This is a genomic window from Geothrix paludis (assembly GCF_022808815.1).
GTDB lineage: Bacteria > Acidobacteriota > Holophagae > Holophagales > Holophagaceae > Geothrix > Geothrix paludis.
In genome coordinates this window covers 326274-340954 of the sequence record NZ_JAKZLC010000004.1, presented here as the reverse complement: position 1 = coordinate 340954, position 14681 = coordinate 326274, and the positions used below count along the sequence as shown (strand labels likewise).

Genomic DNA, 14681 nt, shown 5'->3' with positions numbered 1-14681 from the left:
TGCCTCCTGGTCCGGCCCTATGCTGGATCCATGTCCACCGGATCCACCCGCGCCATCGCCCTGGCCCTCGCGGCCAACGGAGGCATCGCCGTCTCCAAGTTCGGCGTGTTCCTGCTGACCGGCAGCTCCAGCCTCCTCACCGAAGCCATCCACTCGACCGCCGACTGCGCGAACCAGGTGCTGCTCTTCATCGGATTGCGCCAAGGCACCCGGCCCGCGGGGCCGAAGCATCCCCTGGGCCATGGCCAGGCGGCCTTCGTGGCCAGCTTCCTGGTGGCCCTGCTGCTCTTCAGCGTGGGCGGCCTCTATTCCCTGGTGGAGGGGATCCACAAGATCCGCCATCCCGAGCAGCCCCACCACCTGGGCTGGGCCGTGGCCCTGCTGGTCTTCGCCATCCTCCTGGAGGGTGCCTCCCTGCGCGGCGCCCTCCGCGCGGCCGAACCGGAACGCCGCGGTCGGTCCATGGTCCGCTACCTGCGCCAGTCCAGCCGCACGGAGCTCGTGGTGGTGATGGCGGAGGACATCGCGGCCCTCGTGGGCCTGGTGATCGCCCTGGCGGCCGTGCTGCTCACGATGACCACGGGCAATGGCGTGTGGGACGGCGTCGGCAGCGTGGCCATCGGGCTCCTCCTCATCGCCGTGGCCCTCTTCGTGGGCGTCGAGGTGGCGAGCCTGCTCATGAACGAGGCGCCGCCCCTGGCCCTGCGCGCCGCCCTCCGCAGCGCCGTGGAGGAAGCGCCCGCCGTGGACCAGGTGCTGGGCCTCGTGGCCGTCGTGGTGGGCAGCGACCGGCTCATGGTGGCCCTGAAGGTGAAGTTCCACGACCAGCCCAGCGGGGCGGCCCTGGTGGCGGCCATCAATGCCCTGGAGCGGGACCTCCACCAGCGCTTCCCCCAGATCCAGCACCTGTTCGTGGAGCCGGACGAGGCCTGATCAGGGCAGCTCGGAGGGGCCGAGGCTGAAGGTCTCCCCCAGGGCGCCGTAGTTGGGCCCCACCACGGAGGCCAGCCGGACGACGGGCGTCCAGAGGCTGGCGTCGGCGCAGTCGTGCTCGGCATTCCAGATGCGCTCCGCGGCGTGGGCCATCACCACGTCCAGCAGAACCAGGGTGGTGGTGGGCCCCAGGTCCAGCTCCCGGTTCAGCCGGCACTCCAGGGCGACCGGGGCATCCCTCAGGCGGGGCGGGGCCACCAGGAGGGAGGTCTCCGTGGCCAGACCCAGGCGAGCCACCTCGCTGATGTCCGGTTCCACCTCGGCACCGCTGGCGTGGAGGGGCCCCAGCAGGGGCAGGTCCGCCAGGTGGACCACCGCCTGGCCGTTCGCCTTCAGGTTGCGCTGGGTGTCCTTCAGGGAGCCGTCCCGGCGGCGGCTCACGGTGAAGGCCAGCATGGGCGGCCCAAAGATGCCCATGAAGCTGCTGAAGGGAGCCAGGTTCACCCGGCCCGCCTCGTCCACCGTCGTGATCCAGGCGATGGGGCGGGGGATCACCAGGCTGGAGAGGATGCGGTAGGCATCGCGCCTGGGGAGGGAGGCGAGGTCGCGGCTGATCATGGTCACTCCCCGATGATCTTGATGAGGATGCGCTTGTCCCGGCGGCCGTCGAACTCGCCGTAGAAGATCTGCTCCCAGGTGCCGAAGTCGAGCTGGCCGCCGGTGATGGCCACCACCACCTCGCGGCCCATGATCTGCCGCTTGTGGTGGGCGTCGCCGTTGTCCTCGCCCGTGCGGTTGTGGAGGTAGCCTCCGGTCGCGGGGTCGCTGCCGGCGTTGAAGGGGGCCAGCTTCTCCAGCCAGCGGAGGTAGTCCTGCTTGAGGCCAGACTCCTCGTCGTTGATGAAGACGCTGGAGGTGATGTGCATGGAGTTCACCAGGCAGAGGCCCTCCCGCACGCCGCTTTCCCGGACCGCGGCGGCCACTTCGGCCGTGATGTTCACGAAGCCGGTGCGGCCGGGCAAGTGGAGGGTGAGGACCTTCCGATGGCTCTTCATGGGCGAAGCATAACGAAAAACCCCGGGCCGGGGCCCGGGGTTCCTGGAACGCGGGTGGATCAGTAGCCGACGATCAGGAAGTCGTCGAAGTTCACCCGGTTGGCGGATCCGTCGGTCTTGCGGATCTGGAAGCGGATGGCGCCCGTGACGTTCACGGTGAAGCTGGCCGTGGCCAGGGTGGTGGAGGTGGTGGTCACGCTGCTTCCGGCCTGGATCCAGGTGGAGCCGCTGTTGGTGGAGTACCAGAGGCCCCACGTCGAGCTGGCGTCGGTGCCGTACTTGGCGTGTTTCACGGAGACGGTCTTGGCGCCCGTGGCGAAGTTGAAGTTCATCGTCACCTTGCCGCTGTTGCGGGTGCGCACGCTCTGGGCGCCCACCTTCGGGTCCGAGGTGGTGTTGCCCAGGAGGGCGTCATCCAGGGTCCAGGAGCCGGTGGAGAGGGTGACGCTCCCCACGGCATAGGCGGTCTTGGTGCCGGTGTCGAAGGTCTCCTTCAGGCTGCTGCCGGCGCTGGCGGCGAAGGCGGCGGCGATGGTGTGGGCGGCCGTGACGTTGCTGAAGGTGTAGGAACCCAGGGCGCCCTGGTTCACGCCGTCCACCGTGACGCTGCTGATGACGTAGCCCGCGGAGGGGCTGATGGTGAAGGTCTGGCTGCCGCCGGAGGCCACGGTGACGGTGCCCGTGGGGCTGATGGTGCCGCCGGTCCCGGCGCTGGCCGTGATGGCGTAGGAGGCCGGGGTCACCGTGATGGTGCGGCTGGCGGAGGCGGACTTGCCCTGGTTGCTGGTGGCCGTGAAGGTGGCGGTGTAGGTGCCCGCCGACGCATAGGTGTGGCTGACGGGCCCCAGCACGGCGGCGGTGCCCCCGTCGCCGAAGGACCAGCTGTAGGTCAGCGCGCTGCCGTCCGAGATGGTGGCGCTGCCCTGGAAGCTGACGGAGCCGCCGGCCGTGATCGTCACGTTGCCGGCGGGGGAGGTGATGCCCACCACGGGCATGGGGGCCTCGGGACCGGCGTCACCGGCCAGGTAGGTGGTGGCGTTGAGGTAGAAAGCCCGGTTGCTGTTGATGGAGTAGCTGGTGTGGAGGGACTTGCCGGCGGTGGTGGTGGTGCCGTCGTCCGAGGGGGAGCTGTCGCTGATGGCCACCACGCGGCCCGATCCCACGGTGCAGGTCACGATGAAGGAGCCCGTGTCCCCGCTGATCTGGGTGTGGAGGATCTCCTTCACGTTCGGGTTCTGGGCGGTGTTGAAGTTCAGGTACGAGTAGGAGTGGAAGTCCATCAGGCCCAGGCCGCCGTAGGCGCCGTGGATGATGGCCTGCTCGGCGGGACTGGTGCCGGTGGCGAAGGCGGTGCTGGTGGTGTTGGCCAGGGTGTCACCGGGACCATGGCCGGGCACGAAGGTGAAGCCGTAGGGGTTGCCGCCGTTCACGGCCACCAGGTCGTTGAACACGGTGTAGGCGTCCGTGCCACCGGTGCCGCTGTAGCGGATGGCGCCCGGGTGGTTGCAGACGATGAAGAGCCCGCCCCCGTTCTGGACGAAGCTGAGGATGGCCTGCTTCTCCGCCGCCGTGAACAGCAGGTAGGGCTCGGGGATGACGTAGACGGCGTAGTTGGAGAGGTCCTGGGCGTTGGTGGCGTCCCCGTAGGTCACGCGCCCCGCCGGGGGCAGGGACTGGACCTTGTAGCCGGCCTTGTAGAGGTCGAAGGCCCAGGCGCTGATGCCGCCGTTCCAGTCCGTTTCGGAGACGGGGGCCGCCGGGCTCGGATCGGGCTCGCTGACTGAGCAGATCACCCACTCGGCGGAGGTGCCGGCCTCTTCGTGGCGGGTGTGGTCGAACAGGATCTTCTTGGGGGTCTGGGCCCCGAGCGCCACGGCCAGGGCCAGGCTCAAGAGGACGTGGAAGACACGCATGGTCACCTCGGGAAGAAAGGGTTCCCTCCCATTCCACCCAGACCGCCTGTGACCGCGAGGTGTATTTGATGCACTTAACAACAATTAACATCCAGGCGCTCCGCCGGCCTCGCGGCACACTGGAGTGACCTTTCCCGGACCCCACATGCTGCTCCTTCCCGCCCTCCTCCTTCTGATGCAGACGCCTCCGGCGCCGGCCAAGCCGGACCCTGCGCCAGCCAAACAGGATCTGGTCCCACCCGCCCGCATCGAGCTCACCACCCCCTTCCCGGTCCACCTGGGCAGCGTGGGGCCGCGCGAGATCCGCGAGGCGGCCTACGGCATCAAGAGCCTCCATGACCGGCCCTTCCACCTGCGCGTGCTGGACCTGTCGCTGGGGCTCAGCCTGGACGAGGCGCAACTGGCGGCGCCCCTGCAACCCGGCGAGGTCCGCCTGGTGAAGGTGAAGGTGGACCCCACCGGTTTGGTGGGGCCCATCAAGGGGGCCTTGCGCCTGGGCACCGACGATCCGGGCCAGCCCAATTACATCCTGCGCTACGACATGATGGTGCGGCCCGAGGTGACGGTGGACGCCGAGCGCAAGAGCTTCGGCGGCGTGGCCCCCCACGAGAGCCCCGAGCTGGACTTCCGCTTCCGCCGCGAAGGGGGCGATCCGCTGAAGCTGGTGCTGGCCTCGGAGGTGGCTCCCTACCTCGACGCGGAGCTGATGCCCGGGGATGGGGGGGAGGACCTACGGCTGACCCTGCGGCCCCGGCGCCTGAAGCCCGGCGTCACGGCAGGCCTGGAGGTGCTGAAGGTGGCCACCAACGCGCCGAAGCAGCCCCTCTTCACCCTCTACCTGGACTGGCGCATCGCCCTGCCCGTGGTGCCCGAGCCTTCGCGCGTGGTGTTCACGGAGCCGAAGAACACGCTCCTGGCCCTGGATCTCCGCGCCCGGGACGGGAAGCCCTTCCGCATCCTGAAGACGGAGATCCAGGGGCGGGGCTTCCAGGTGCTGGATGCGCCCGGGCCCGAGGCCGCACGCCAGGTCCTGCGGATCCGGCGCACGGGGACGGTGCCGGAAGCCCTGCTGCTGATCCACTGCTCGAACCTGGACGAACCCCTCCAGGTGCCCCTGCACTACCTCGACCCCAAGGCTCGCCCGGCCAAAGGTTCAGTGCCGCCCCCGGCCACGCCGGAACCGCACCACCACTAGATGCTCGTGGGCTCCTTCTTCTTTGGAGCCTTGAGGTTCAGCTTCACTTTGATGACCCGCCCATCGCGCAGGACGTCGAACACCACCTCGTCGGCGGGGGACTCGAGCTCGAGCATGGCCATGAACTGGCCTTCGTTCTCGATCTGCCTCCCCTGGTAGCCCAGGAGGATGTCGCCCATGGTCTTGACGCGGCCCGACGCATCCACTTCGAGGGCGCGGAGGCCGGCCCGGCCGGCCGGCGAATCCGGATCCACCACCTTGACGACCAGTCCGCGCGTGATGCCGAAGATCTGCTGGGCCTCGTAGCTTCCCAGGGTCTCGAAGCCCATGCGGGGAGGCTCCAGCCGGCCCTTCGCGATCAGCAGGGGCACCACCCGGTTCAGGGTGTCCACGGGGATGGCGAAGCCGATGCCCACGGAGGCGCCCGTGGCGGCGGCGATGGCGGTGTTCATGCCCACCAGGCGCCCGGCACTGTCCAGGAGGGGGCCGCCGGAGTTGCCGGGATTCACCGCGGCGTCCGTCTGGATGACGTTCAGAATGTGGGTGTTGTAGCCCGTGCCGATCTCCCGGCCCAGGGCGGAGATGACGCCCCGGGTGAGGGTGTGATCCAGGCCGAAGGGGTTGCCGATGGCCGAGACGGACTGGCCCACCTGGAGGTCGGAGCTGCGCCCGATGGGGACGGGCCGCATGGCGCTGAGGGGCGCGAAGACCTGCAGGACGGAGATGTCATAGGCGAAGCTGGTGCCGATGACCCGGCCCTTGTAGGTCTTGCCGTCCGCGAGGGTGACCTCCACCTCGTTCACGTCGCCGATCCGCTTGCCCTGGTCTTCCACGGTGATGACGTGGTGGTTGGTGACCACGTGGCCCCACTCGTCCCACACGAAGCCGGTGCCCGTGCCCGTGGGGATCTTGGTGATGTCACGAGTCCGCAGGTCCTGGACGGGGGCGATGGCGGAGACATAGACCACGCTGGGCTTGGTCTCCTTGAAGCGCTGGATGGTGTTCCGCTCCTCGGCGCTGAGGGGGGGGCGCTTCGCGACGGCGCGGGGGGCCGCGTGGGCGCGGAAGCGCTGGATGGTGGCCTCCTCGCTGGGTGCCTGGGCCGCCGGTTGGGCCATGAGGGGCCAAGCCGCGAGGGTGGCCGCGAGGCAGGCCACAAGGGTGGCCAGGACCGATAGGAGGCGGCGGGGGCTGAGGTTCATGGCGGCTCCTCGGAGATTATGCGGCCTTGCGGGGAGGTGGGGCCAACCGGGTACTCGGGCTTTGCCAAGCCACCTTCCTCCTTTGGGGGATCATGAAAAACCCGTAACCTTGAATGACCCGATGCGTGAATCCGCCTTCCATCCCCGCCGCCCAGCCCTGGTCCTGGGCCTGCTGTTCCTTGCCGTCCTCGGCGCCGGAGGGGGCTTGGCCTGGTGGCTGGCCGCCCGGGGCCTCCGCAGCCCCCTCCGCGTGCTCTTGATCACGCCGTCCCCGGGGCCAAGCGCCGGCTCGGGCGAGGGACTGGGCGCGGGCCTCGACCCGGCCTCCTGCCGGGCCATCGGGGCCCTGGTGCAGGATCACCTGGAGGCCTTCGGGCAGGCGGCCGTCACCAGCGTGACGGAGCTGCCCGCGGATCTGGAGGACCTCCGCACCCAGGCCCAGACCCTGGTGGTGGAGCTGCAGCCGTCCCGGCAGGGAGAGGCGCTGGCGCTTTCCTATCGCTATGTCTGGGGGGATGGCCTGAGGAAGGGGACGCCCCCGTCCTGGAAGCGCGTCCAGGCACCGCCATTGAAGCCTGCGGAGGCCTTCGAAGCCTTCCTGGGTGGCTTCCCGAAGCGCATCCGCGTGCCTTCGGCCTCCCCGCTGGTTCCCCGGCAGCCCGCGAGCTTCTGGGACCTGATCCAGGCTGGCGCCTGGCGCCTCAGGAACGAGCACCTGGACGAGGCCCTGGCGCTGGCGGAGCGGTCCGCCGCGACGGAGCCGTCCTGCGCCAGCACCTGGATCCTCATCGGCAACCTCCGCTACCGGCGCATGTTGAACAACCCGGCGGCCTTCCGCCAGGAGCAGGCGGAGACGGAGAACCTCATCCAGCGCGGGCTGGACCTGGCCCCCTACCATCCCCGGGGCCTCTTCCTGCTGTCGCTGCTGAAGACGGACGGCGGCGACCAGGGCGAGGCCCTGGACCTGCTGATGCAGGCGCGACGCCGGCAACCCTACAACCCCACGCTGCTCACCGGCATCGCCTATGCGGCCCGGGGGGCCGGACTCCTGCCCCTGGCGCGGCGCGCCATGGACCTCCGGGACCGGCTGGCCTTCGCGCATCTCCAGCCCCAGGCCGTGGACATCACCTGCCTCTACACCGGGGAGATCCAGCGCTTCGAGGCCAGTCTCCAGGAGCAGCCGGGCCACCTGCGCAGCACCTCCGGCGTGCTGCCCTTCTACCGGGGCTACCTGGCCCTGGTGCTGGGGGACCAGGCGAAGGCCCAGCGGGAGTTCAAGACGGCGGGCACCCTGGCCAACGGCTACCCGAACATCCGCCGCCTGAGCCAGATCTACGACCTGATCCTGGAAGGCCACAAGGACGAGGCCTGGAAGCGGCTGCGGGAGTACGACCAGGAGCGCATCGGCATGCGCGAGCCCGATGGGGAGTTCACCCTCCGGCTGGCGGAGGCCTATGCCCTGATCGGCGATCGGGCCAGCGCCATGGACATGGCGGGACGGGCCTTCGCGCGGGGCTTCGGCTGCACGGCCTGGTACGAGCGCAGCCCCATGCTGGAGCCCCTGCGCGGCCTGCCCAAGTGGAAGGCCCTCATGCAGCACCTGAAGGAGCGGCAGAGCCTCATGGAGGACCGCTTCCCCATCGGCCTGCTCGAGGACAACTGACCTCCAGGTGAACAGCCCTTCGAGAGGGGCGCAGGGCCCGGGTAGACTGGGGGTTCGCCCGATGGGGGGATCCATGTCCACAATCGCCACGCCCGATGCCGCCCATGCGACGGAGGGCTATACGCCCAAGCACAAGATCCGGTTCGTCACGGCCGCCAGCCTCTTCGACGGGCACGACGCGGCCATCAACATCATGCGGCGCATCATCCAGGCCACGGGCTGCGAGGTGATCCACCTGGGCCACAACCGCTCCGTGCAGGACATCGTGGAGACGGCCATCCAGGAGGATGCCCAGGGCATCGCCCTCTCCAGCTACCAGGGCGGCCACGTCGAGTTCTTCAAGTACATGGTGGACCTGCTCCGGGAGCGGGGCGCCGGCCACATCCAGGTCTTCGGCGGCGGCGGTGGCGTGATCGTCCCCGAGGAGATCCGCGAGCTGGAGGCCTACGGCGTGGCCCGCATCTACAGCCCCGAGGACGGCCGCCACATGGGTCTCCAAGGCATGATTGACGACATGGTGGCGCGCTGCGACTTCGATCCGCAGGCCAAGCCCGCGGCGCTACCCCTGGCGCGGAAGATCACCGAGGTCGAGGCGGGCGCCGCGGGCAGGTTCGAAGCGCCTGCGAAGAAGGTGCCCGTCCTCGGCATCACCGGCACCGGCGGTGCCGGCAAATCTTCCCTCATTGACGAGCTGCTCCGCCGCTTCCTGGTGGATTTCCCCGAGAATCGCGTCGCGGTTCTCAGCGTGGACCCGACCAAGCGCAAGACCGGCGGCGCCCTGCTGGGCGACCGCATCCGCATGAACTCGCTCTATCATCCCCAGCTCCGGGACCGGGTCTTCATGCGCAGCCTGGCCACCCGCGGCGCGGCCCACCGCGCCACCAGCGAGGCCTTGGTGGCCAGCATCGCCGCCGCCAAGGCCGAGGGCTACGACCTGGTCATCGTGGAGACCGCGGGCATCGGCCAGAGCGACAGTGAGATCGCGGACCTGGTGGATCTGTCCATGTACGTGATGACGCCGGAATACGGCGCCGCCAGCCAGCTCGAGAAGATCGACATGCTGGACTTCGCGGACCTCGTCGTGCTGAACAAGGCCGACAAGCGCGGGGCCGAGGACGCCCTGCGGGACGTGCGGAAGCAGTACCAGCGGGCGCACAAGCGCTTCAGCGAGCCCGCCGACGACATGCCGGTCTACGCCACCTGCGCCAGCCAGTTCAACGACCCCGCCACCAACTGGCTCTTCGTGAACCTGGTGAAGGCCCTGGCGGCGAAGACGGGTGTGGCCTGGGCCCCGACGCTGGAGGCCGAGCCCGGGAGCCCCCGCCGGGCCGCCATCATCCCGCCCGAGCGGGTCCGCTACCTGGCCGAAATCGCGGATGCCGTCCAGGGCTTCAAGGCCTGGGCCCGGCGGCAGGCCGAGACCGCCGAGTTGGCCCACGCCCTCTGGACCAGCCTCTTGGCCCTGGGCGACAAGGTGCCGCCCGCGGGCGGCTTCTACGACGCGGCCCGCCTCACGGAGGCCGGTGAGGGGGACCAGGGCACGGCCATCCTGGTGCTGCGCCAGCGCTACCAGGAGCACCTGGGCGAGCTGCACGCCGAGAGCCGCCGCCTCATCCACGACTGGGCCGAGCTGAAGCGCAGCTACACCGAGCCTGAGAACGTCTACGTGGTGCGTGGCAAGGAGATCCGGACCCAGAACTACACCGTCTCTCTCAGTGGCTCCATGGTGCCCAAGGTGGCCCTGCCGCCCTTCTCGGGCTGGGGCGAGCTGTTGCGCTGGCAGCTGCTGGAGAACCTGCCGGGCCGCTTCCCGTACACGGCGGGCGTCTTCGAGTACAAGCGCGTGGGCGAGGACCCCACCCGCATGTTCGCCGGCGAAGGCACACCCGAGCGCACCAACAAGCGCTTCCACTACGTGAGCAAAGGCCAGCCCGCCGTGCGCCTGAGCACCGCCTTCGACAGCGTCACTCTCTACGGCGAGGACCCCCACGTCCGCCCCGACATCTACGGCAAGATCGGCAACAGCGGCGTCTCCGTCTGCACCGTGGACGACGCCAAGAAGCTCTATTCCGGCTTCGACCTGCTCTGCCCCACCACCAGCGTGAGCATGACCATCAACGGGCCCGCGCCCACCATGCTGGCCTTCTTCCTCAACGCCGCCATCGACCAGCGGGCCGAGGCCTGGCTGAAGGAGCACGGGAAGCTCGACGAGGCCCAGAAGAAGATCGACGCGATGTACGCGGCCAAGGGCATGACCCGTCCGCGCTATGGCGAGGCGCTGCCCGAGGGCAACGACGGACTGGGCCTGGCGCTCCTGGGCGCCACCGCCGACGAGGTGCTGCCGCCCGAGGTCTACGCCAAGCTGCGGACCGAGGCCCTCCAGACCGTGCGCGGCACGGTGCAGGCCGACATCCTCAAGGAGGACCAGGCCCAGAACACCTGCATCTTCAGCACGGAATTCAGCCTCAAGGTCATGGGCGACATCCAGCAGACCTTCATCGAAGAGAAGATCCGCAACTTCTACTCCGTGAGCATCAGCGGCTATCACATCGCCGAGGCCGGGGCAAACCCCATCAGCCAGCTGGCCTTCACCCTGGCCAACGGCTTCACCTTCGTCGAGTACTACCTCTCGCGCGGCATGCACATCGACGACTTCGCGCCGAACCTCAGCTTCTTCTTCAGCAACGGCCTGGATCCCGAGTACAGCGTCATCGGCCGCGTGGCGCGCCGCATCTGGGCCGTGGCCATGAAGGAGAAGTACGGCGCCAACGACCGCAGCCAGAAGCTGAAGTACCACATCCAGACCTCGGGCCGGTCCCTCCACGCGCAGGAGATCGACTTCAACGACATCCGCACCACGCTGCAGGCTCTCTACGCCATCTACGACAACTGCAACAGCCTGCACACCAACGCCTACGACGAGGCCATCACCACGCCCACGGAGGAGAGCGTTCGCCGGGCCATCGCCATCCAGCTCATCATCAACCGGGAGCTGGGCGAGGCGAAGAACGAGAACCCGCTCCAGGGCTCCTTCCTCATCGAGCAGCTCACGGAGCTGGTGGAGGAGGCCGTGCTGGCGGAGTTCCGCCGCATCGCGGACCGCGGCGGCGTGCTGGGCGCCATGGAGACCATGTACCAGCGCGGCAAGATCCAGGAAGAATCCATGCACTACGAGCACCTCAAGCACAGCGGGGAGCTGCCCATCGTGGGCGTGAACACCTTCCTGAACCCCAAGCCCGCCGAGCTGGGCGCGCCCGAGCTGATCCGCAGCACCGAGGCGGAGAAGCAGCAGCAGATCCGGAACCTGGAGGCCTTCCACGCCCGCAACGCCGACCGCGCGCCCGCGGCCCTGGCCCGCCTGAAGGAGGTCGCCCAGGCCCGCGGCAACCTCTTCCTGGCCCTGCTCGACGCCGCCAAGGTCTGCAGCCTCGGCCAGATCAGCAGCGCCCTCTACGAGGTGGGCGGGCAGTACCGGAGGAATATGTAAGCGACCGCCGGGTGGCGAAGCGGAGGACTTGATGTCCTCCGCGAAGCCGGGACCCGGCGCGGAGCTTATGCCACGCGACCGTGGGGGCGAAGCCCAGACGGGTGGCGAGGGGCGTGGCAGTGCCGCGTTCCGAGCCGGGCACCCATCGGGCTGAGCATAGCAACCGGGTTGGCCACCACGCGGGGCAGCCTGCGAAGTCGGGATCCCACGAGGAGGCTATGCCACGGACGGCCAAGCGGGCCTGGAAAACTCCGTGCACGTATCATGGAGTTCGATGGTCCGCCCGGTCCTCATCCTCCCCTTCGCCGCCCTGGTGCCTGCCCTGATGCTCGGCGCCGGGATGCCGAAGGCTTCCAGGGCAGCGAAGCCGGGCGTCACCTACCTCTACACCTACTACGACAAGCAGGGCCGGCTGGTGATCAACAACCTGCCGCCCAGCTACGTCAAGAGCCAGGGGCTGGTGCTCAAGCATGTGGGCGTGGGCAAGGTGCGCCTCGCGGTGACCTCCGCGGAGATGGCGAAGGCGCTCCGGAGCCCTGAGCTCATCGCGCTGGTGGACGAGATCGCCCAGGCCGAGGGCGTGGACATCCACCTGGCCCGGGCCATCATCCAGGCGGAGAGCGCCTTCAACTACAAGGCCCGGTCGAAGGCCGGGGCCCTGGGGCTCATGCAGCTCATGCCCTCCACGGCCGAGCGCTTCGGCGTGCTCGACCCCTTCGATCCCCGCCAGAACATCAGTGGCGGCGTGAAGTACCTGAAGTGGCTCCACGGCTACTACGAGGGCGACCTGAACAAGGTGGTGGCGGCCTACAACGCCGGCGAGGGCGCCGTGAACCGCTACAAGGGCATCCCCCCCTTCCGCGAGACCCGGGCCTACGTGCCCAAGGTGCTGGACCTCTACCAGCGCAAGGCCGTCCAGCCCGATCCGAAGCTGGCGGGCAGCATGGCCCTGCTCAAGAAGGGGCGCGGCGGGTTCAAGGTGGATGAGGAGAAGACCGTGCCTGAACCCACGGTCCAGCAGCGGGCCGCCACGCGCATCTACCAGTGGACCGACGCCACGGGCCGGGTGCAGATCAGCGATCAGCCGCCGCCCAAGGGCACGGTCGGCGTGAAGTCCTTCGGCGAGCCCTGAACCCTACTTGGCCTGGCCCTCGCGCACATAGGCCTCCAGGGCCGCGAGGCTCTCCTGGAACAGGGCTTCCAGGCGGGGGCGCAGATCGGGGCCGGCCTCCACGGAGCCCTTGCGGCCCAGAGCTTCCAGGTCCGCCGCCAGGGCCCGGAGCGCCTTGGCGCCCAGGGCGCCGGCGCCGCCCTTGAGGGCGTGGGAGGCCCGGGAGAAGGCCTCGGCATCGTCCTGGCCCGCGGCCGCGAGGATGTCTTCGATGCGCCCCTGGGTGTCGTCCCGGAAGATGCCAATCATCTCGACCACCAGCCCGTGCTGGCCATCGTCCAGCTCCACCAGGTTCTGGAGCGTCGTCAGATCGAGCAGGTCCGATAGGGCCACGGGAACTCCTGCCCTCATGCTGAACCAGGGGAGGCCCATCCGTCCAATGGGATGCGTCCGGAAGCGGCGGTAGTAGGCTGGGGTCATGACCGAAGCCGTCCCCATGTCCGCGGCGGAAACCGCCCTGTCCCTGCTGTTCCGCAAGCTGCATCCCCACCTGGAGGACGCGGCCCACGCCCTGGCCCGGGGGGCGGCCCGGCGCGACCTGGAGCGCCTGCACCTCAAGCTTCTCGCGGCGCGGCTGAAGACTGTGGCGCTCCTGGAGGCGGAGCTCGAAGGACTGGCCGAGGACGCCCCCCTGGCGGAGGTGCTGGAGACCCTGGCTGCCAACCTCACCCCGGTGGGGGAGAGCTATCGCCAGAGCCTGATCCTCACCCAGCTCTGCCTGGAGGAGGCCCCGGCGGACCTGCTGCCCCACGCGCCCGAGGGCTACGTGTCCGGTTCGACCTGGGGCCCCCGAATGGCGGAGTTCATGACCCGCCTGGAGGATCCCGCCTTCCAGGCCCACCGGCGGTGGGAGGGCATCGAGGAGGACATCGGGGAAACCGAGGAAGGGTGATTCCCGGTCTGTGGTCCCGGCCCGGCCTGGTAAAAAGCCAAAAAGAATAATCATGAAATACAGTAAGCTGGAACTTTCCGGGATCTTGTAAGGATCCTACAAGTCCGCTTCCTCATGATTTCCGCGCTTGCATTAGGCAGGAGTTTCCGTGCGCCCATTCTTGCTCGCCATCGCCACCAGCACCCTGCTCCTCGGCCAGGGCGTGGTCCAGCACGCCTCCAAGCTGGATCCCGGCCTGCCCTCCTACGCCGCGACCCAGAACGTGAACGCGACCATCGAAAGCATCGGGGCCGACTCCCTGACCGACGTCTGGGAGGAGTGGAAGACCGGGTTCCGGGCGGTGCAGCCCATGGCGCAGTTCCGGGTCGTCAACGGCTTGTCCACCACCGCCGTGAAGGCGCTGATGGATGGCACGGTCCCCATGATCCACATGGCCCGGGAGCTCACCCTCGACGAACACCAGGCCTTCGAGAAGAAGTTCGGCTACGCGCCCACCAAGCTGGTGGTCTGCTACGACGCCTTCATCGTCTTCGTGAACGCCGGCAACCCCATCAAGGACATCGGGATGGACCAGCTCGACGCCGCCTTCTCCACCACCCGAAACGCTGGCTACCACAAGGACTCGGCCGTGGACACCTGGGGCGACCTGGGCATCCGGGGCGACTACGCCAAGCGCCCCATCCACCCCTACATGCGGGCGGAGGGCACGGCCTCACGCTCGGCCATCCGCGACCTGGTGCTCCTGAAGGGCAAGTACAAGACCACCGTCCATGACGAGGTGGACTGGCCGAGCATCGCGGAAGCCGTGATGACCGACGGCAACGGCCTCGGGATCGCCACGCTCTCCAACTGGCTGTCGCGGAACAAGACGCTGGCGGTGACGCCGCTGCAGGCCAAGGACCCCGTGCCGCCCACCCAGGAGAACGTGGTGTCGGGCAAGTACCCCCTGTCCCGGACCTACTACTTCTACCTGAACCGGGCTCCGGGCAAGGCTCTTGCCCCGGCCCTCTCGGAGTTCCTGCAGTTCATCCTGTCCCGCCAGGGCCAGACGGCCGTGACGCAGGCCTCCCTCTACCCGCTGCCCGCCGAGATCGCCCAGCTCTACCGGAAGCGGCTGCGGAGCAACTGAGCGCCGTTCGACCCCCCGAAGCTGCGATTCGGCCCCCTTCT

Annotated in this window: 12 protein-coding genes; 7 read left to right on the top strand and 5 right to left on the bottom strand. The window is 68.9% G+C overall.

The features are described 5' to 3' along the window. Positions 1-30 precede the first annotated feature (30 nt). A complete protein-coding gene (locus MLE64_RS12010; RefSeq protein ID WP_243317952.1) occupies positions 31-933 on the top strand; it encodes a cation diffusion facilitator family transporter in 903 nt (300 codons plus the stop codon). Here the strand turns inward: MLE64_RS12010 and MLE64_RS12005 are convergent, their stop codons facing one another. From MLE64_RS12005 to MLE64_RS15840, 3 genes are read right to left on the bottom strand one after another with little or no spacing between them, the layout of a single operon-like run. Beyond that, positions 934-1551, bottom strand: a complete 618-nt coding sequence (locus MLE64_RS12005) for a flavin reductase family protein (RefSeq protein ID WP_243317951.1) — start codon at positions 1549-1551, stop codon at positions 934-936. A gap of 2 nt (positions 1552-1553) precedes the next feature. Beyond that, a complete protein-coding gene (locus MLE64_RS12000; RefSeq protein ID WP_243317950.1) occupies positions 1554-1988 on the bottom strand; it encodes a secondary thiamine-phosphate synthase enzyme YjbQ in 435 nt (144 codons plus the stop codon). 59 nt (positions 1989-2047) lie between these two features. Next, positions 2048-3901: a PKD domain-containing protein gene (locus tag MLE64_RS15840; RefSeq protein WP_279343071.1), complete on the bottom strand. Its 1854-nt coding sequence runs from the start codon at positions 3899-3901 to the stop codon at positions 2048-2050. A gap of 145 nt (positions 3902-4046) precedes the next feature. Between MLE64_RS15840 and MLE64_RS11990 the strand changes: the two genes are divergently transcribed. After that, positions 4047-5096 (top strand): hypothetical protein, encoded by a 1050-nt coding sequence (locus tag MLE64_RS11990; protein WP_243317949.1) that lies wholly within the window; start codon positions 4047-4049, stop codon positions 5094-5096. Here the strand turns inward: MLE64_RS11990 and MLE64_RS11985 are convergent. Beyond that, positions 5093-6298, bottom strand: coding sequence for a S1C family serine protease (locus MLE64_RS11985; RefSeq protein ID WP_243317948.1), 1206 nt, complete (start codon positions 6296-6298; stop codon positions 5093-5095). The genes MLE64_RS11990 and MLE64_RS11985 overlap by 4 nt on opposite strands. Before the next feature lie 121 nt (positions 6299-6419). Between MLE64_RS11985 and MLE64_RS11980 the strand changes: the two genes are divergently transcribed. From MLE64_RS11980 to MLE64_RS15835, 3 genes are all read left to right on the top strand, one after another. Next, on the top strand, positions 6420-7961 hold the full coding sequence (locus MLE64_RS11980; RefSeq protein ID WP_243317947.1) for a tetratricopeptide repeat protein: 1542 nt from the start codon (positions 6420-6422) through the stop codon (positions 7959-7961). Positions 7962-8034: 73 nt separating this feature from the next. Next, complete coding sequence (locus MLE64_RS11975) at positions 8035-11448, top strand: methylmalonyl-CoA mutase family protein (protein ID WP_243317946.1); 3414 nt, start codon at positions 8035-8037, stop codon at positions 11446-11448. A 274-nt stretch (positions 11449-11722) separates the two neighbouring features. Then, positions 11723-12580, top strand: a complete 858-nt coding sequence (locus MLE64_RS15835) for a transglycosylase SLT domain-containing protein (protein WP_279343070.1) — start codon at positions 11723-11725, stop codon at positions 12578-12580. Between the two features lie 3 nt (positions 12581-12583). Here the strand turns inward: MLE64_RS15835 and MLE64_RS11960 are convergent, their stop codons facing one another. Continuing rightward, entirely contained in the window at positions 12584-13039 is a 456-nt protein-coding gene (locus MLE64_RS11960) for an Hpt domain-containing protein (protein WP_243317945.1), read from the bottom strand. Between MLE64_RS11960 and MLE64_RS11955 the strand changes: the two genes are divergently transcribed. Together MLE64_RS11955 and MLE64_RS11950 are read left to right on the top strand one after the other, a co-directional pair. Then, the gene (locus tag MLE64_RS11955; RefSeq protein WP_243317944.1) at positions 13038-13511 is read left to right on the top strand and encodes a hypothetical protein; all 474 of its coding nucleotides are present in this window, start codon (positions 13038-13040) and stop codon (positions 13509-13511) included. The two genes, MLE64_RS11960 and MLE64_RS11955, sit on opposite strands and share 2 nt — an antisense overlap. Positions 13512-13659: 148 nt before the next feature. After that, positions 13660-14640, top strand: coding sequence for a PstS family phosphate ABC transporter substrate-binding protein (locus MLE64_RS11950; RefSeq protein ID WP_243317943.1), 981 nt, complete (start codon positions 13660-13662; stop codon positions 14638-14640). Positions 14641-14681: the final 41 nt, after the last annotated feature.